This is a genomic window from Aphanizomenon sp. UHCC 0183 (genome assembly GCF_009712065.1).
GTDB classification, from domain to species: domain Bacteria; phylum Cyanobacteriota; class Cyanobacteriia; order Cyanobacteriales; family Nostocaceae; genus Dolichospermum; species Dolichospermum heterosporum.
The window spans coordinates 94,561-112,876 of sequence record NZ_VILC01000011.1 but is presented as its reverse complement, the minus strand read 5'-3'; the positions used below and the strand labels follow the sequence as shown (position 1 = coordinate 112,876).

The 18,316-nt window shown below is 37.4% G+C and carries 17 protein-coding genes; 8 read left to right on the top strand and 9 right to left on the bottom strand.

All coding sequences use genetic code 11. The annotated features are described in order from the left end of the window. Positions 1–677: 677 nt before the first annotated feature. Both FJR37_RS05925 and FJR37_RS05920 read left to right on the top strand, forming a co-directional pair. On the top strand, positions 678–2,096 hold the full coding sequence (locus tag FJR37_RS05925; RefSeq protein ID WP_168465550.1) for a hypothetical protein: 1,419 nt from the start codon (positions 678–680) through the stop codon (positions 2,094–2,096). Positions 2,097–2,366: 270 nt separating this feature from the next. Beyond that, on the top strand, positions 2,367–2,663 hold the full coding sequence (locus FJR37_RS05920) for a hypothetical protein (RefSeq protein WP_039204052.1): 297 nt from the start codon (positions 2,367–2,369) through the stop codon (positions 2,661–2,663). Between the two features lie 119 nt (positions 2,664–2,782). On the opposite strand, the gene FJR37_RS05915 is transcribed toward FJR37_RS05920, so the two are convergent. The 5 genes from FJR37_RS05915 to FJR37_RS05895 form a co-directional block, all read right to left on the bottom strand. Further along, positions 2,783–3,421, bottom strand: a complete 639-nt coding sequence (locus FJR37_RS05915; protein WP_039204054.1) for a PAP/fibrillin family protein — start codon at positions 3,419–3,421, stop codon at positions 2,783–2,785. Between the two features lie 307 nt (positions 3,422–3,728). Next, positions 3,729–3,911 carry a chlorophyll a/b-binding protein gene (locus FJR37_RS05910; protein ID WP_027402141.1) on the bottom strand — a complete coding sequence of 61 codons (183 nt, stop codon included), beginning with the start codon at positions 3,909–3,911 and terminating at the stop codon, positions 3,729–3,731. Positions 3,912–4,321: 410 nt separating this feature from the next. Further along, positions 4,322–5,260, bottom strand: a complete 939-nt coding sequence (locus FJR37_RS05905) for a cation diffusion facilitator family transporter (protein WP_168465549.1) — start codon at positions 5,258–5,260, stop codon at positions 4,322–4,324. A 198-nt stretch (positions 5,261–5,458) separates the two neighbouring features. Beyond that, on the bottom strand, positions 5,459–6,250 hold the full coding sequence (locus FJR37_RS05900; protein WP_168465548.1) for a YdcF family protein: 792 nt from the start codon (positions 6,248–6,250) through the stop codon (positions 5,459–5,461). A gap of 572 nt (positions 6,251–6,822) precedes the next feature. Continuing rightward, positions 6,823–7,539: a heme oxygenase (biliverdin-producing) gene (locus FJR37_RS05895; RefSeq protein ID WP_168465547.1), complete on the bottom strand. Its 717-nt coding sequence runs from the start codon at positions 7,537–7,539 to the stop codon at positions 6,823–6,825. Positions 7,540–7,749: 210 nt separating this feature from the next. Between FJR37_RS05895 and glmM the strand changes: the two genes are divergently transcribed. The 4 genes from glmM (at position 7,750) to FJR37_RS05875 (ending at position 12,167) form a co-directional block, all read left to right on the top strand. After that, positions 7,750–9,186 carry a phosphoglucosamine mutase gene (glmM, locus tag FJR37_RS05890; protein ID WP_168465546.1) on the top strand — a complete coding sequence of 479 codons (1,437 nt, stop codon included), beginning with the start codon at positions 7,750–7,752 and terminating at the stop codon, positions 9,184–9,186. A gap of 108 nt (positions 9,187–9,294) precedes the next feature. Next, the gene (locus tag FJR37_RS05885) at positions 9,295–9,933 is read left to right on the top strand and encodes a peroxiredoxin (protein ID WP_039204058.1); all 639 of its coding nucleotides are present in this window, start codon (positions 9,295–9,297) and stop codon (positions 9,931–9,933) included. A gap of 208 nt (positions 9,934–10,141) precedes the next feature. Further along, a complete protein-coding gene (locus tag FJR37_RS05880; protein WP_039204060.1) occupies positions 10,142–11,260 on the top strand; it encodes an AAA family ATPase in 1,119 nt (372 codons plus the stop codon). A 4-nt stretch (positions 11,261–11,264) separates the two neighbouring features. Continuing rightward, positions 11,265–12,167 carry a hypothetical protein gene (locus FJR37_RS05875; RefSeq protein WP_168465545.1) on the top strand — a complete coding sequence of 301 codons (903 nt, stop codon included), beginning with the start codon at positions 11,265–11,267 and terminating at the stop codon, positions 12,165–12,167. Positions 12,168–12,180: 13 nt separating this feature from the next. On the opposite strand, the gene FJR37_RS05870 is transcribed toward FJR37_RS05875, so the two are convergent. The 4 genes from FJR37_RS05870 to FJR37_RS05855 all read right to left on the bottom strand — a co-directional run bounded on the left by FJR37_RS05870 (position 12,181) and on the right by FJR37_RS05855 (position 14,964). Then, positions 12,181–12,363: a hypothetical protein gene (locus FJR37_RS05870; RefSeq protein ID WP_039204064.1), complete on the bottom strand. Its 183-nt coding sequence runs from the start codon at positions 12,361–12,363 to the stop codon at positions 12,181–12,183. A gap of 212 nt (positions 12,364–12,575) precedes the next feature. Then, the gene (locus FJR37_RS05865; protein WP_254434521.1) at positions 12,576–13,253 is read right to left on the bottom strand and encodes a hypothetical protein; all 678 of its coding nucleotides are present in this window, start codon (positions 13,251–13,253) and stop codon (positions 12,576–12,578) included. Further along, complete coding sequence (locus tag FJR37_RS05860) at positions 13,237–14,682, bottom strand: ATP-binding protein (protein ID WP_168465544.1); 1,446 nt, start codon at positions 14,680–14,682, stop codon at positions 13,237–13,239. Before FJR37_RS05860 ends, FJR37_RS05865 begins: the two co-directional genes overlap by 17 nt. A 39-nt stretch (positions 14,683–14,721) precedes the next feature. After that, positions 14,722–14,964 (bottom strand): antitoxin family protein, encoded by a 243-nt coding sequence (locus FJR37_RS05855; protein WP_039204067.1) that lies wholly within the window; start codon positions 14,962–14,964, stop codon positions 14,722–14,724. Between the two features lie 401 nt (positions 14,965–15,365). Here FJR37_RS05855 and FJR37_RS05850 point away from each other — a divergent pair, with 401 nt between their 5' ends. Together FJR37_RS05850 and FJR37_RS05845 are read left to right on the top strand one after the other, a co-directional pair. Further along, positions 15,366–17,477, top strand: coding sequence for a TIGR00300 family protein (locus FJR37_RS05850; protein WP_168465543.1), 2,112 nt, complete (start codon positions 15,366–15,368; stop codon positions 17,475–17,477). Between the two features lie 87 nt (positions 17,478–17,564). Beyond that, positions 17,565–18,182, top strand: coding sequence for a hypothetical protein (locus FJR37_RS05845; RefSeq protein ID WP_039204068.1), 618 nt, complete (start codon positions 17,565–17,567; stop codon positions 18,180–18,182). Positions 18,183–18,316 lie beyond the last annotated feature (134 nt).

Here is an 18,316-nt window from a genome sequence, read left to right as displayed (position 1 = left end):
AATATTTACAGTCATTGCGAGCGAAGCGAAGCAATCACAACCCTTGCGAACTGCTTGCAGCAGCGCTTCGCTATCGCTTCATTTCACTTCGTTTCATATAGCTAACGCCACGCAACGCTTACGCAATGACATTGTGTAATTAATTTTGTCCCACTACTTACAAGAGATAAAATCCCAGCAACATATTTAGAAAACTTTGTCAATGCGTAAGCCCTAAATATAACAAAAATTAGTTTTCGCCATCTGCCTAATATCTCCGAACTGTTGACACTCCCCGGTCTAAAGACGCGGGGATTCTATAGAGAGTTTCAGTCTATATCTCTCAGTTATCCCAGCTTCAGGCAGGGTTCCTTAAATAAATATTTGGGTTCTTGCCCTGATCCTGTTTGCCATTACTGGCAGAATCATCTCTGCTTGCGGTGAGCGAAGCCGAACTGACAAGCGTAACTTTCCGAGAGTCCCCCGGTAGGTTTTTAATGTCTTTGCTGACAATTTAATTGTAAGTAGGTTAGCATTCAAAATCGTCGTTAAGCCTTCATCCCCCAATTCACCAACGCCTAATAGTAGAAGACTCCTAACTTCTGACTCCTGATTTCTGCTATAACATTCATGACACTGGTTTTCAACCTGATGCTACTGTATTTCGTAAACCCTGCAATTTACTATAACTAGAAATCATGAGCAAATTAAAAATTTCCCAACACAAAAACCTATGGTTTGAAAGAGTAATGGCAATTACAGCTACTGTCAATTTAGGATTAGTTTTCTTTGATTTAAGTTATGTACCTTGGAGAGATTTTTACTTCCGTCAAATTCCTGTAATAACTCGATTATACGATCCAATCAAAGGTATTGAACCTCATCGTGAGACAAAACAATATCTAGAGGCAGTAGATGGATTAGAAAAACAGGTAATTCAAACAGGGTTAAACTCTCCTCAAGTCAAAACCAAGTTGGAGGAACTTCACTTTCTTAGCCAAGAGATGATTGATAGTAATCCTTTTGCGGGTGCAGGCAAGAGTGGAACGCTGGAAAAAATCAAAAACCGGATGCGGGAACACGTCGGACAAAAATCTGCAAAAGGTGCATTTAATACTTTTTGGAGTCAGGAGTATTTATCTAAACATGGTTGGAATCAGGAAATAGCTTTTTTTGACCAGAAAATTCGTCCGGGAATTGCCAAAAACTATTATCGAAAAATTGATGAAAATGGGGAATTTTTAGATAAATTTTGGATAATTGATTTACCATTTGTAGTTCTATTTGCCACAGAATTACTAGGACGTACTTTCTTAATAAAACGTAGATATAGCCATTTAAGTTGGTTAGAAGCAATTCTTTGGCGTTGGTATGATATATTATTGCTAATACCAATTTGGCGATATTTACGAATCATCCCAGTTACCATCAGACTTGATCAAGCAAAGTTAATTGATTTTTATGTAGTTAGACGGCAAATTCATCAAGGTATTCTTGCTAATTTTGCAGAAGAAATTACAGAAATTGTCGTAGTTCAAGTAATTAACCAGGTTCAAGGTTCAATTAAACGAGGTGAAATTACCCGTTGGCTACTAGAATCAGATCATCTGCGTTCTTATATAGATATTAATAATATCAACGAAGTCGAAGCAATTACTGGATTGTTAATTAAAACTCTGGTTAATCAGGTGTTACCTAAAATTCAACCAGAAGTAAATGCAATTTTGTGCCATAGCATCGCCATTGCTTGTCAACAATTACCAGGATATAGTAATATCCTCCTGTTACCAGGATTAGGTAAAGCTCAAACACAAATTAGTGAACAACTAGCCACGCAAATCACTAATAATATCTATGCTGCTTTATCTAGTACCATCAAAGATCCTGTCGCGGCAAAACTTTCTACTCAGCTAATAGAAAAATTCACAGCTTCATTTAGTTCAGAAATACAGCAAAAACAAGTTTTAGTGGAAATTCAAAGTTTACTAAATGACTTTTTAGAAGAAGTTAAAATTAACTATATTCAACGTCTATCTCAAGAAGATATAGATAAAATTTTGGAAGAAACTAGAAAAATGCGGACGGAATCATCCGGTAGTTTATCTATTCGCAAATAAAAAATGGCTCTACCGTTCCCTTTATGTAAAACAATATTTATTGTAGGTTGGGTTGACGCAAGGAAACCCAACAACTCTTACTATCTTACCGCCAATGTTGGGTTTCACTTCGTTCAACCCAACCTACAAAAATTAAATTAATATTCTTTTCCATAAGGGGAGCGGTAGAATCTAAAAAATTAGCCAATAGATAGATGAAAATTAGGAGGATTTTTTGTCAGGATGGGATTTATAGGAGTCCTATAGTTATACTTGTGATTCATTAAAACCATGAATAAAATCATAAATACCGATATTAATCAGATTGATATCAGGTTACTTCTAGAAGAGATAAATCCCGGACAAGCAGAAACTTTATGCGGTGGTTATTGTCAATCATCACAGGATGATCAAGATGCGTACATGAGTGATATTGCTGAGATTATCAATAATGCCAAAAAACAAGCTGAAGGTGTAGATAATAAACGCAGTAATCAGAAGATTAATACCATAAATAATGCCAAAAAAACCTACCTAAATGGGGTAGAAATACCCCGTAAGGGAAAAACCGCAGCTATATCCTTGTGAAATCCAAGTTAACCTGAGTTCGGTGTTAGGAGTTCGGAGTTATGATTTTTTCAACGAGATCATAAGGGTTTGAGACTCATACTTGGGGCGAGTTTTCCACAAATTATCTTATGTCGAACTCAGGTCAAGTTAGCTAAATCATTAACTTTCTGAAGAATGAATAAACTTTCATCTCCTCCACGACCAATTCTTAAAGTTTCATCTAAGTAGGTAATATCAAGAGTCGCAATTATCCCTTGAGGATTATTAGCTGCTACAACTTTAAATGGATTTAATTTAGGGGTGTTAATACCTACTATTTTTTCAATAGCTAAGTAACGTTTATCAAAATTAACATTGATGCGTTTATCTGCTAAACCTGATGGATCTATAGCAGGTTGAAAACTAGCTGTTACTTTCACATATCCTGATATGATTTTCAGAGGATGTTGCACTTGCGCTATATTAAAAAATAGTTTATCGGCAATATTAATTACTTGATAAACTTTACCTATTTGTAATCCCAATGGTAGAGAGTCTAAAGAACGGATTTCTCTGGCTGTGGAATATTGTAATTGCCAAACACCTTCTAATAAAGCTGTAGCATGAATGAGAGGTTGAGGGTGAGGATTGAGACTTTCTAATTCGGCTGTTAATTGTTCAATTTCTGCGACTAAAGTTTGATCAAGCTTTAAATTAGTAATAGGAGAACCATCACTTTTAGCTTGATTTCTCTTGATTGTTGCTTGTAATTTCTCTTTCAAAAGTTGATTATTCATAAGATTAATTTTTTTGATACGTAGTGAGACAGAGTTAATTACACAATGTCATTGCGTAAGCGTTGCGTGGCGTTAGCCATATGGAACGAAGTGAAATGAAGCAATTCCAAGGGTTGTGATTGCTTCCCTTCGCTTGCAATGACTGTAAATATTTTTGTCCAATTACTTAATAGTTAGAAGAACCCCACCCCCAACCCCCTCCTCGCTTGCGGGGAGGGGACTATGATGTATTTTTTCAAGCAAATAACCTGGCAGTTGATGACAACTACCAGGCTTTTGATTAATCAAAAATTATGTTATGGAAAAATTAAAGAATACCCCAGAAGTGGAGAAAGCCTTTACCAGAAAATAGTTCAATCAAAGCTGCTGCTGAAAACCCAATCATTGCTAAACGGCCATTCCAGATTTCTGCTTCAGATGTAAAACCCCAGCGCCAACCGTTGCGATCTGTAGCTACAGGTGTGTTAGCTGCTTTTGTTGCGTTACCCATGATCAGCACTCCAATTAGGATTTACTAAGTTTTATTGACTTATGTAAATAAATATAACATTTTTTTGCAAAAAAAAACAATATTTATTTATATTTTTTTTGCAACTATGTGTGCATCAGTTGCAAGCATCAGGATTTTTTAACATCGTGAAATCAGCAATGGTGGTCGATGAGGAATGAACACTTTCTTGGTGTTTTCTCAAATATTTTGATATAATCTTAACCAGTAGGTGTAACTCAATTAAATGCTGAAAAGCAGCCTATCGAAAAAGTTCAAAATTATCTCCAAAAGTCCCTAGGGCATAGGGCTTTAAAGCTCAGTTAATGTCCTCCTAGAGGAGTCACTGAGAAGCCCACACTCATCTATTCGCGCAAGCGTGCCGCAAGGCATAAGGGAGTGTGTGGAGTATGTCACACAACGTGATCTGGTTCTAAGGCGCAGGGATAAGCTGAGTCGCCTGTTTCTACCTGAATAGTAGAGTGTTTGATCCCAAAATGGTGTTCGAGTTCCTGGGAAACTTCCCATAAGAAAGCATCACCAGGATAACCTCCTGGCATGACTAAATGAACTGTGAGTGCGGTTTCGGTTGTACTCATAGCCCAGATATGAAGATCGTGGATTTTCGACACTCCAGGACATTCAATTAAGTAATTTTTCACGGCACGGGGTTCAATTCCTGCTGGTACGCCATCAAGTGCTAAATTTACAGAGTCTCTGAGTAAATGCCACGTGCCGACCACGACGACTCCCACAAGCACTAAGCTAACTAATGGGTCAAGCCATAGCCAATGGGTGAATAAAATCGCAATTCCGGCTACCACAACTCCCAAGGATACTAGGGCATCGGCAGCCATGTGTAAAAATGCGCCCCGGATGTTTAAGTCGCTTTTGCGTCCTGACATAAACATAAGTGCAGTAGCAGTATTAATGATAATGCCGACTAGGGCAACACCAATAATTGTTCCTCCTGATACTGGTGCAGAATCATGAAAACGACGAATGGCTTCCCAAGCGATCGCCCCCATAGACAAAAGTAAAACTACGGCATTGGCTAAAGCTGCTAGAATTGAGGAGGCACGCAATCCATAGGTATAGCGGTGGCTGGGAGGACGACGGGCAAGGGAACTTGCACCCCACGCCAGGAGAAGTCCCAATACATCACTCAGGTTATGACCCGCATCAGCAAACAAAGCTAAGGAATGTGCTAGGTAGCCATAGGTGGCTTCAACGATGACAAATCCTATATTCAATGCAGTGCCAATAGCAAAAGCCCGACTAAATGTTGCTGGGGTGTGATTGTGATTATGGTGTCCATGTTCGTGATGATGATGGTGGTGGTCCTGTGTCATGGTGGTGTGGGTGTAAAAGATGGATGTTTTTTCACGCAGAGACGCAAAGGCGCAGAGAGTAAGAGTTTGAGAGATGGAATTTTTGACTTTCTTACCTCAATTCTCCAACGCCGAAAATTCTATGTTAATTCTGATTTTTGAGTTAATATTCAGGGATGTTCATCTTTGCAAATACCTTTTTCTTCTTTCTCCTGACTCCTATAGCCAACCTCGCAGGCTATAAATAAAAGTACCAATATATTCTTTTAATGCACTTGTGAATTGGTCTAAATTATCGGCATCAGGTAATAAATTGAGAATTGCGGCTTTAGGAGTGTTGGTAAGTTCTTGAAGTTCACTTTGACTAACTAGAAAATCTGTGGGTGTGGGAATGACATTCATGCCTTGACGTTGAAAAATTTTCAAGGATCGGGGTGTATGTATCGCTGAGGTGATTAATAATACTTTTTTTATTTGACGAGCTTCGAGGATTTTCCGAACATTGACAGCGTTCTCATGGGTATTGAGGGAATTGGGTTCTTGAATAATGGCTTCAGCCGGAACACCAATAGATGTGAGAATAGTTGCCATATCTGCTGATTCTGGAGAACCACTACCGCGCCAATCAATGCGACCGCCACTGAGGATAATTATAGGGGCTTTTTTCTGAAAATAGAGTTGGGCTGCATAAATTACGCGATCGCCTGCTTCGTTTAAATCTGCCATTACCCTGGGCCAAGTTGGTGATCTGGTTGCACCTCCTAAGACGACAATGGCTTCAGCGTTGGGGATTTGCGGGGCGGGGATGTTTTGCCATTCTAAGCTGCGGACTAAGGATTTGGCGACCCAGGCATTGCTACAAACTAGCAACAAAGCTAAGGATAAGGAAATGGCGATAGTCGCAATGCGGGGATGTTTTCGTAAGGTGATCAAAGCCACTATTAAACTTAAACTAGCCAATCCTAACGGGTAAAAAAATAGGGGGATGATTTTAGATAAATATAAAAACATAATTGTTCTATAGCAGGGAACAGGGAACAGGGAATAGAGAATAGTTTCAGCTATCTGGATATCCTTAATTTTCCAAATCCGACAAAGAAAAATGGGCGTTGCTGAATTAGGGTATGAAATTGAAAAATCAATGATTTCAAACTCTTACTCTCTGCGACTGGAGTGCCTCTGCGTGTTCGCGCAGCGTGCCGTAGGCATAACAAAATCATACTCTTAATCAGCAACGCCGAAAAATGCACCTATTTTGAGACACCATCAGCCAAAACCTTGCATTTTTTTGTGATAAAATCCGTAAAATCCTTATTAATAAACGGTTTTAGCTTTATTCAGCAATGCCTAAATAGTATAATGTAACGGTATAGGTTTTGGGAATGTCAGGATTTCTTAAAATTTAGGGGCAACTTCCTTCTGGTTGCTTTCATCTACACAAAAACAATCACAAGGCTGTTACCCCTAGATATTATGAGAAAAGTTAATATTTCTCAACTTACAGCAAATGGCAGATTAATGAGGTACAGAATATAGATTCAAAGTCAGACACCAAGCTAGTTTTACGCCCGACTCCTGCTGTATTATTCCGCAGTTACCAATTCAGTGCTACCTTTTGTCCGTTTCCGGGTCATGGCATTATAAACCATGATGCCGATGGCTTTAATCAAATTACCTTCCAACTCTTGGAACATTTTCATGTTCACACCAAAAGCGGCATTTGCTTCTTCGGTAATGCGATCGCCTGTAGAATCATCAATAGGCATAGCATCTAAATTGGCTCTATACTTAGCCTTAAATGCCTTCTCATCGGTAATATCTGCAAACTCATAAAAAGCAGTTCCTTCACCTTCACCCAGCTTCATTGCGGTTTGGGCAATATTTTTGAGGATTTGTCCCCCGGATAAATCACCTAGATAACGGGTATAGGAATGAGCAATTAATAATTCTGGTTCAGTGGCGGAAATTTCCCGAATCCGGTTTACATAAGCCGCACCCGCAGGAGATAATTTGATTTGCTCTCGCCAATTGTAACCATAGTAGTAATGAAGGTCTTGCTCTAAGGTATGCTTGCGGTTCAGTTCAGGAAAGTAAATTTTGCTTAAAATTGGGTGATGCTTGTGTTTTTCCATTTCCTCTTCCATAGCCGAGTAAATGAAGTAAAAGTTAGCAACCAACTTGCGGTAGGAGTTTTTTTCCACAACTCCCTTTAAAAAACACTTGACAAAACCCACGTTTTCTGCCATGGTGTGTGCTTTCTTTGTTCCTACACGTAATTTGCTTGCTAAATTGCTGCTCATATTAAAATTCTCAACTGTAAAAAAATTAACTGTGGGAGTTTTTTGTCCACAATGATTAAAAAACCCCATTAAAACGTAAGATTAAAACTATTTGATGAGAATTTATATTAAAAATCATTAAGCAATGAGTTCCTTTGACGTTTCACCAACGTCGAAAATGATGGAAGAAAGTGCTATTCTCCTGTGTGATTGTGTGGAGTGTTTAAAATTATGGTTTCATCAATGGCTCGGACTCAAGGCTATATTTCCGGAGTTGAAAATAGTGGAATGTTAAATTCCATACCACTACCAACCAATGCTGTATTTGGTACGGATGGCATACGTGGCAAGGTGGGGGACTTACTGAATGCGCCTTTGGCTTTACAAGTGGGTTTTTGGGCGGGGGTTGTCCTCCGTAATTATGCCACTGTTCCCGGTCCAATTATTCTGGGACAAGATTCCAGAAATTCCAGTGATATGTTAGCAATGGCTTTGAGTGCCGGGTTAACTGCTGCTGGTTTGGAAGTGTGGTATTTGGGATTATGCCCTACACCTTGTGTAGCCTATCTGGCCAGCATCACCGATGCCATTGGGGGAATCATGATTTCCGCCAGCCACAATCCTCCAGAAGACAATGGAATTAAAATCTTTGATGCCCAGGGTGGTAAGTTATCTAAAGCCCTACAAGGCGAAATTGAGGCGGGATTACGAGGTCAATTATCCCCCGATTTGAGAATAAATAATTGCGGTAGACATTATTCCCGACCTGAGTTAATCAAAACATATAGCCAGTCTATCCAAACACCTTTAGCATCTGGACTGACTCTCGAAGGCATGAAGATTGTTTTAGATTTAGCTTGGGGTGCGGCTGTGGGTTTAGGACCTGCGGTATTTAGGTCAATGGGTGCGGAGGTCATTTGTTTACATGATCAGGCAGATGGCGATCGCATTAATGTCAATTGCGGTTCTACACATTTAGATATTCTCCAAGCCGCAGTCATAGAACATCAAGCCGATATGGGTTTTGCTTTTGATGGCGATGCAGATCGGGTTTTAGCTGTGGATAATACGGGCAGATCCGTTAATGGTGATTACATTCTTTACCTTTGGGGTCGCCATTTACAACAAAAACAACAACTCCCAGATAATCTGATAGTTTCCACTGTTATGGCCAATTTAGGCTTTGAACGGGCTTGGGAACAAAGAGGTGGTAAATTAATTCGTACCGCTGTCGGTGATCAATATGTGCAAGCGGAAATGCAGAAAACTGGGGGAATGTTGGGCGGAGAACAGTCAGGACATATCCTGTGTAGTCATTATGCCATGACTGGAGATGGCTTATTAACAGCTTTGCATATTGCAGCGGTGGTGAAAGAGGCTAATCTCTCCTTGGGAGAAATGGTAGATCAAAGTTTCCAAACCTATCCGCAAATCTTACGGAATGTGCGAGTATTAGATCGTGAACGACGGTTAGGATGGGAAAGTTGTCAACCTGTCCAACAAGCGATCGCTATTGCCGAAGTAGCAATGGGTGATCATGGTAGAATCCTAGTTCGGGCTTCGGGAACAGAACCCGTAATTAGAGTCATGGTAGAAGCCGCAAATGCTGAACTTGTCCATCATTGGACAAATGAATTAGTTGCAAAAGTTGAAGAACACCTGGCTTAAACTTAAAATTTTGTTGCAAACCGCGACAGCCCGATGGGGTAATCGGTCTTTTGTGTCATACTGTCACGGTAGAATATAGATGTTTTCTTAAAATACAGGGAATCTTACATGACTCTTCGTCTTGGTGATACAGTACCTAACTTTACTCAAGCCTCTACTCATGGGGAAATTGACTTTTACACCTGGGCTGGTGATAGCTGGGTGGTACTATTTTCTCATCCTGCTGACTTTACACCAGTTTGCACCACCGAACTAGGAACTGTTGCCAAACTCAAACCAGAATTTGATAAACGCAATGTGAAAGCGATCGCTCTCAGCGTTGATGATGTAGAATCTCACAAGGGCTGGGTGGGTGATATTGAAGAAACCCAAAGTACCACTCTCAATTACCCAATTTTGGCAGATCCAGATCGTAAGGTTTCTGAACTTTATGATATGATTCACCCCAACGCAGCGGCTACTGTCACTGTGCGTTCGGTTTTCGTAATTGACAACAATAAAAAACTCCGTCTGACTTTCACCTATCCTCCCAGCACTGGACGCAACTTTGATGAAATTTTGCGCGTCATTGATTCTCTGCAATTAACTGATAATTACAGTGTTGCTACTCCCGCAGACTGGAAAGATGGTGAAGATGTGGTGATTGTCCCATCTTTGAAAGATCCTGAAGTCCTCAAAGCCAAGTTTCCTAAAGGTTATGAAGAAATTAAACCTTATTTGCGGATGACTCCTCAACCTAACAAGTAGGTTTTCATAACAGTAAATATTTCCTTATCGGGTGGGTTAGCAAAAATGTAACCCACCGTTACTTATTGGATTATGTAAGCATTGAGACTAAGATAAAATAAGTGGTTTAGCCAATGATTTTTATTTTTGGAGTAATTTTCTAGATGAGGTTGAATAGTCAAGGATATCTTAGTTAATCTAAGAATAGAAAGAAAAGAGGAACTGATGTATGACTGATCAAGTAGAAATTAATAAAGGTCACACTCAATCTAATCAGCAACCTCAATCTATTAAGATTAGAAACTTAAAAATCAGAAATTTTAAGGGATTAGATGATATTGAACTTGATTTTCCAGTTCCACAGCTAAAAGCTGATCCAGATATCATCGTTATGGGTAGTCGTAATGGACTGGGTAAAACATCAGTATTAGAGTCTTGTGCATTACTATTTTTAGCGGCATCTCAAGATAAAATATCTTTGAATAGATTTCTTTCCCCTGGTATTTCTATTAATATTCCTGACCTCTTAATTAGAGGCGGTGAAGAAGATGCAAATATTAGTGGTGATTTTTTTGTTGATCATCAAAAATTCAGCGTAAATTTACAAATTTCTCGGACTGGCAATTTTAAAACTAATATTGATACTTCAGCATTTAAACAAGTCTTAACTCAAAAACATTTTCAGTTATTTTATACGAGTGATAATATCGAAAGATTCTTTTATTCGTTAGTAGGTTTGAGTCCAGAACCAATTCTACTTCCACATTTCATTTATTTTCATAGCTATAGAAAAATTCAGGAAGGTGGTCTAGAACTAGGAATGATGGTTGAAGATAAGTCATATAGAAGATTAAAAAGAGTCAGAGCAGAGCTTCCTATCAGCACATTTAAACTGGAAATTTTGCGTTCATTAATGAGTCGAGGTGGTCTCTTTGAAAATATAGACGATACTGAATCGGAGAAAGTTATAGAAACATTAAATGAATTAATGAGCCGATACGCATCTGGTACTATTGAAAAGTTACGTCCATCACCAGATAATACTATTGAGTTTAGAATTACGCCAACAAATGGTAGTGCATCTTTTACTTTTGATGGATTAAGTTCTGGACAAAAAGAGATAATATCAACTCTTTTTCTGATTTGGAAATATACCGCTCGTTATCCGGGAATAGTTCTGATTGATGAACCTGAATTACATCTTAATGCAGAATGGCATCGCCGATTTATTCATAATTTATATCAACTTGCACCAAACAACCAATATATTATTGCTACTCATTCTGAGGATATTTTTGCTTCTGTAGAATCTGATAGACGTATCCTCCTATCATCTGGTGAAGATTAATAAAATGATGATTAAACCTAAAACTAATGTTCAACCTGAACAGGTAAGACAAGGAGCTAGTCACGTTATATTTGTAGAAGGTAAGGATGATAATTCAATCGATCCTTTTATTATAAACACACTTTTTACTAATAATGATATTTTTGTGGATGTTAAACCTCTTGGTGCATCTTTTCATATCAGAAGTACAGCAGAGGCTCTTCATCCACATCACCCTGAATACTATTTCATTATTGATAGAGATCATTGTTCTAATGAAGAAGTTGAAAGTACATGGTCTAATTTTCCAGATGAAACCAAGAATAATTTATTAATATGGAGGAAACGAGAAATTGAAAATTATTTTCTTTCCATAGATTATTTAATGAAAAGTTCCTATGTTAATTGTGATTGTCAAAAAATAGAACAGAGTCTTTTACGAATTGCGCGTGAACGAGTTTTTTTTGAAGCTGCTAATACTATCATAGTTGGCTGTAGAGAAGAATTTAAAAAGAAATGGATTAAGAATTTTGATAAAGTTAATGATTTTAAAACTAAAGAAGATGCAATTATCAAATTAACCACAAAAATACCAGAGTTTTTGCAACGTCAAGAAGATTTATATCAATACACTGATATAAATCTTCTTGAAGGAAAACTCAATACAATTCTTGCTAAATTTTATGGAGGGAGGGAAAATTTAGAAATTGGGTGTGGTAATTGGATAGATTTAATGGGAGGTAAACAACTACTAGCTACTGTTGTTAATGAATGTTTTAAGGTGGAAAATACAAGTGGGAAGAGAATAACTGGTAAAGATGCAACAAATGCTGTTGTTAAGGATTTATTAAGAAAGCCACTTTGTGAACAACCTGATGATTTTCAACAACTTTGTGAATTAGTTAAAAAGAGAATAAATATTAAATAAGATATACACGGTTTCACAAATAAACTGTATTACCTATTTTTTGTTGAAGAGAAGTAATAACTTCAGGAGTTAATTCTGCTTCTGGTTGTACTACTTCACGTTCAGTTAAAACTGATTTAATTTGACTTTCGGAAGCTTTTCCTAATCTTTGTAACAGTGTGTTAAAGCTTTGATTATTAGCTGTGTTAGTTGTCATAATTTGATATCTAGTTATTTGAAAACTTTATTGCTAATCTATCTATTAAATTGAGTAACTTTAATTCTTCTGTGATCTCTTTCATGTATTCATTTTCCTCCATATTAATTTCGGTAAGTGTTGTATTCGATAATAAAGTTATATAATCGCTGTCATTTGGTAATAAATAGTTGATATAAATTCCTTCTCTATTATTTTCAACTAGAAAATTGCTAGTCATCAGGTATACGTTTTGGTAATGCTCTTGTTGTTAAAATATCCTCAATGAATAAAGTAGTTGATTCAGTAATTTTTTGATGATTATATTTATCCGTTAACTCATTTAACTTAGAAACATAAGGATATAATTCAGCCTTATTCTTATATTGAATTTGTAAAATAATGAAACCTTTTGCAGCTTCTTCTGCTATTTGTTCCTTGGGAACTTTTGAATTAAATGGAGTTAATAAAATTCCTTGAAATTTAATTTTTAGTTTTGTGGGTAAATGATCAGAAATTTCAGTTTTTAAAATATCTCTCAATTTTACAATTTGATCTATTCCGCGCTTCAATTCATCACTACTTGTACCTTTCATTTCAATGATAGTGCAAATGCAAGATTTAGAATCAATATAAAGAGACATATAATCTGGTCTTCTTACTGTTTGCTCTCTTATTAGAGGATCATTTTTCTGATGATCTCTATCTATTTTAAATAAAATACATATAGCATCATTTTGAGAATCTAAAGTTATCCGAAAATGTACTCCACTTTCTGGTGGAGCATTTCTTCCTGGCATTGTACGCATTGTACTAAACACCAGCATATTTTCTAGAAAATTAAAATTTTGCCAATTGAGTTTATCTTTTTTGTCTTTGAGAATTTTAGCAAGATTATTCTTCTGTTTCATCTGCTTTTTCTTGTCCTGCTTCATAAATTTGAAAAAACTTTTGTTGAATATCTACAGAAACATCACTTAAAGTATCCCATCTAATACCATAATCTGGATCATGCAATGAAACTAATTTGTTATCTTTCATTTCATACGCGCTAACTTGATCAATAGGTAAAAATGCTCTTTCATCTTGAAGATATAAATATGAACATTGACGTTTTAATATTTCAGGATTTTCATGATTACCATTAACTAAATTATCTAGATGTGCCATAATATATGGACTATGGGTTGTGAGTAAGATTCTCACACCAAGATTAACAAGAATAGATAATGCTTCAAGTAGCTTTGCTTGTGATTCTGGGTGTAAGTTCATCTCTGGTTCATCTATTACCAGAAAATCACCTTTACTTGCACGATATCTTAAATATAACAGTAATGGTGCAAGTTGTTTTATAGAAGAGGAAGCGTTATATAGGTCAATTTCTAACCCTGTTTTCACTAAAACTTTTATCTCTGTTCTACCCAGGTGAGCAAACTTCAAGATAGTTTTGTTTTGATTTTGTAGTTGGTTTTCAATTTCATCTGCTAACTTTTGAAATTCATTCTTATCACTTGAATATCCTTTTTCTATTTCTTCTTGAAGGTTTATATCAGATAAAAAATCTAAAAAATCTTCTACTGGTTGTGGATAACGGATATCTATTGACTCTTTAACTAAGTCAAATGTCTCTTCAGAGGTACTGTTGATAAATGACTCTCTTTGTTTTTGTTTAAGAATTCTATATCTTTTAGTTTCCAGTATCTTATATGTATTTATAAACGCATTTCGTTCGGCAGGAAATGGAAAAGTATTATAAAAAAGCACTTGCTTAACACTAAAGATAAACACTAGATCAGGTCTATCATTAAATTGGCGAAAACCCCCCGTAAAATTCGGTCTTTGATTTGTACTTATTTCCTCGTCATCAGGTTGAATCGTAAAAATCAATACATCCTCTTTACGACTGATTTTCAGGGAGGTTCCATCTGTCAAAGGAAATGGATCTTGCTGAATTAATTGATTGATAGCATCTTCCACTTCTTGTCGAGAAATTATCATTTCAAATGATGTTTTAGAAAAAAGCTTACGACTAGAATCCTGAAAAAATGATTCTAAAGTTTTTCTTCTAAAATTTTTTGCTGTCGTTTCAATATCTCTGATAAAAAAATCAAGCAAGTCATTATCTATTTTAAGCGACCAAGTATCATCTTCCTGATGCTTAATCTCTAATTTTTCATTACCTTGGATACGTAGAGTTCGTCCGGCACGCTGCCACAAACCATAAATTGAATAGGCAATATAGGTTTTATTTGAGTTATTAGGTCCAATAATTACTGTTAGAGAACGCAAATCTAACTCTGTTTCTTGAATACCGCCTAAATTTGAGAATTTGATTTTCATTTTTCGCCTATATTCCAAATAGAAAATACCATTTTAGTATTAACAGCCTTCATGTAGCATCTCCAGTGTAAAATGAGGTGCATTTAATGGAATTGGATTTTGCTGCATTCGTGAAATTAGAGATTTGAGAAAACGTTGTTTGCTTTCTACATCGGAAATGGGAGGTGAAACAATAGAACTTGATTGGATGAGTAATTCCACTTCAGAACCTTCAGGCAAATTACAGACTGTTTCCAAAATGAATGTGCCGTTACGATAGACCGCTTTTAGGGTAGGGGGCATAAGAGAAAACTACATAATTTAATTATTCAGGACTTACGCAACTGGCACATTGGTAAGGTGCGTCAGATATCAAAAATCTGTTTATTTGCAGGATTTATGCAGTCTGACGCACCCTACAACAGATTTTTAGTGTGACACTTGCGTAAGTCCTATTATTGTAGAGCAACTTAAGCCAATAATCAGAATCACCCATCAATTAACAAGTTAATATTGCATTCAAATACAACCTTTTTCCTCCTATCTCTCACATTGTCCCTAGCAGTAATAGAATAATACGATATCCTTGTAAAGCCTACCAAGAGCAAAAGGTAGAGGTTAAGTAGCAGATTTGACAGAATTGGATCACCAAAACTCTGTATCCAGAAGACATTAGTAGCATTTTAGAAGTTCGTAAGATTTTTATGGTTTCCCAAATTCGTTTTTTGATGTGCGCTCCTGACCATTATGATGTGGATTATGTGATTAATCCTTGGATGGAAGGGAATATTCATAAGTCATCACGCGATCGCGCCGTAGAGCAATGGAATAAATTATACCATGTAATTAAAGATCATGCCATTGTTGATTTAGTGCCTCCCCAAAAAGGCTGGCCTGACATGGTATTCAGTGCTAATGCGGGTTTAGTCCTTGGTGAAAACGTTGTTCTCAGCCGCTTTCTACATAAAGAACGCCAAGGCGAAGAACCGTATTTTCAACAATGGTTTGAAAATAATGGATATAATGTATACACACTTCCTAAAGACCTCCCCTTTGAAGGTGCTGGTGACGCACTCCTAGACCGGGAAGGGCGCTGGTTATGGGCTGGATATGGTTTTCGGTCAGAATTAGATTCTCACCCCTACCTGGCTAAATGGCTGGACATTGAGGTGATTTCTTTGCGGTTGATGGATGAGCGTTTTTATCACCTAGATACCTGCTTTTGTCCTTTGGCAAATGGTTATTTGCTGTATTATCCTGGCGCGTTTGATTCCTACTCCAACCGCGTGATTGAAATGCGCGTCGCACCGGAAAAGCGGATTGCTATTGAAGAAGCTGATGCTGTTAACTTTGCTTGTAATGCGGTGAATGTGGATAGCATCGTGATTATGAACAAAGCCAGTGAGAGTTTAAAATCACGATTGTCTGAAGTTGGTTTTCAAGTCATTGAAACGCCTTTAACAGAATTTCTCAAAGCCGGTGGTGCGGCTAAATGCTTGACTTTGCGGGTGACAGAACCTATTGGCGAGGAAATTCACGCTAATGTATCTGTAGAAAGTCGTGTCATTCGCATGGAAGGACACCTTCTAGATGCAGGTTTGATTAACCGCGCTTTAGATTTAATTGTGGAAATGGGGGGAAGTTTCCAAGTTCTCAAATTCAACTTGGGAGAACAACGTCAAAGTACATCTGCGGCTGAGGTGAGGGTATCTGCACCATCTCACGAAGTGATGGAAGAAATTATCTCGCAGTTGATTGATTTGGGTGCGGTTGATTTACCCCAAGATGAGCGCGATTCTAGATTAGAACCTGTGATCCAAGCGGGTGTAGCTCCTGATGATTTCTATGTCAGCACGATTTATCCTACTGAAATTCGGGTAAATGGAGAATGGCTGAAGGTGCAAAATCAACGCATGGATGGGGCGATCGCTATTTCCACAACTGCCAATGGTATAGTAGCAAAATGTAAACTCCTCCGTGATTTAGAAATCGGCGATAAAGTGGTTGTGGATGTATTGGGTATCCGCACCGTCCGCAAAGCTGAATCACGCGAACAACGCAATTCTCAAGAATTCAGTTTCATGTCTTCCGGTGTTTCCAGCGAAAGACGGGTGGAATTAGTTGTGGAACAAGTGGCTTGGGAATTACGTAAAATTAAGGATAGCGGTGGTAAAGTAGTTGTCACGGCAGGTCCTGTGGTGATTCATACAGGTGGGGGTGAACATCTCTGTCGCTTAGTTCGAGAAGGCTATGTACAGGGTCTTTTGGGCGGAAATGCGATCGCTGTTCATGACATGGAACAAAACCTGCTGGGAACATCCCTGGGTGTGGACATGAAGCGGGGTGTAGCTGTGCGGGGTGGACACAGACATCATTTAAAAGTAATTAATACTATCCGCCGTTTTGGTAGCATTGCTAAAGCTGTAGAAGCGGGAGTGGTGAAAAGTGGGGTGATGTATGAATGTGTGAAAAATAACATTCCTTTTTCCCTCGCTGGTTCAATTCGGGATGATGGTCCCTTACCCGATACCCAAATGAACTTGATTTTAGCACAACAGGAATATTCCCAAATCATCCAAGGTGCAGATATGATTTTGATGTTGTCTTCCATGCTGCATTCTATTGGGGTGGGAAATATGACTCCCGCAGGTGTGAAGATGGTTTGTGTGGATATTAATCCGGCTGTGGTGACAAAATTGAGCGATCGCGGTTCAATAGAATCTGTAGGTGTGGTGACTGATGTGGGTTTGTTCCTCAGTCTGTTAACTCAGCAATTGGATAAGTTGACGAGTCCTTATGTTGCTAATGTAGGATAAGGAATACATCCTTTAAGATTCTCAATCTTGTGGTGCGGGCATCTTGCCCGCTAACATTTCAATATAATTGTCATTGAGGTAGGAATTATGGGAAAAATCCCAATAATTGACTCTAATCAATCTTACACCTTTGCTGATTATTTCAAATTGAATTATGAACCAGATGAAATTATAGGATATTTTGGCTATAAATTTCAATCACAATCGCTAACTTTACCAACAACTCAACAAAACTTAGAAAGATTAACAGACCTAAAAAATCGTATTGAAGAAAGTTTACCCTATATTAGTTTAACCAGTGAAACCGCCAGAAGAGAATTTTTAATTGCTCCTGTAATTATGGAACTAATTCACTATACCCATGCTAAAGTTAGAGTAGAGTATGGGTTAAATATCAATAATCAATTAAAAGGAGTTGTTGATTATTATATTAAAGCTGATAACCAATTATTAGTTATTGAAGCTAAAAATGCCGATTTAGAAAGGGGAATTGTCCAATTAGCCGTAGAATTAATTGCCTTTGATAATTGGTCTCCTATTGATAATCCTATCCTGTATGGTGCAGTTTCTATTGGTAATATTTGGCAATTTGTAATTTTACATCGGGAATCAAAAGAAATTACTCAAGATCTAAACCTTTATCGTGTCCCCAATGATTTAGAAACTTTAATGAAAATTTTAGTAGCTTTAATGAAAAATTTTTAATTTAATTATAAAGTAGGTTGGGTTGCAAAACCCAACACCACAAATTATTAATTCTGATGATCTTGTTGATTTAACCAAGTTACTAAATCAGCAACTTCAGAAATATTAAACAATGCAGCACCTAAATTTTCTAG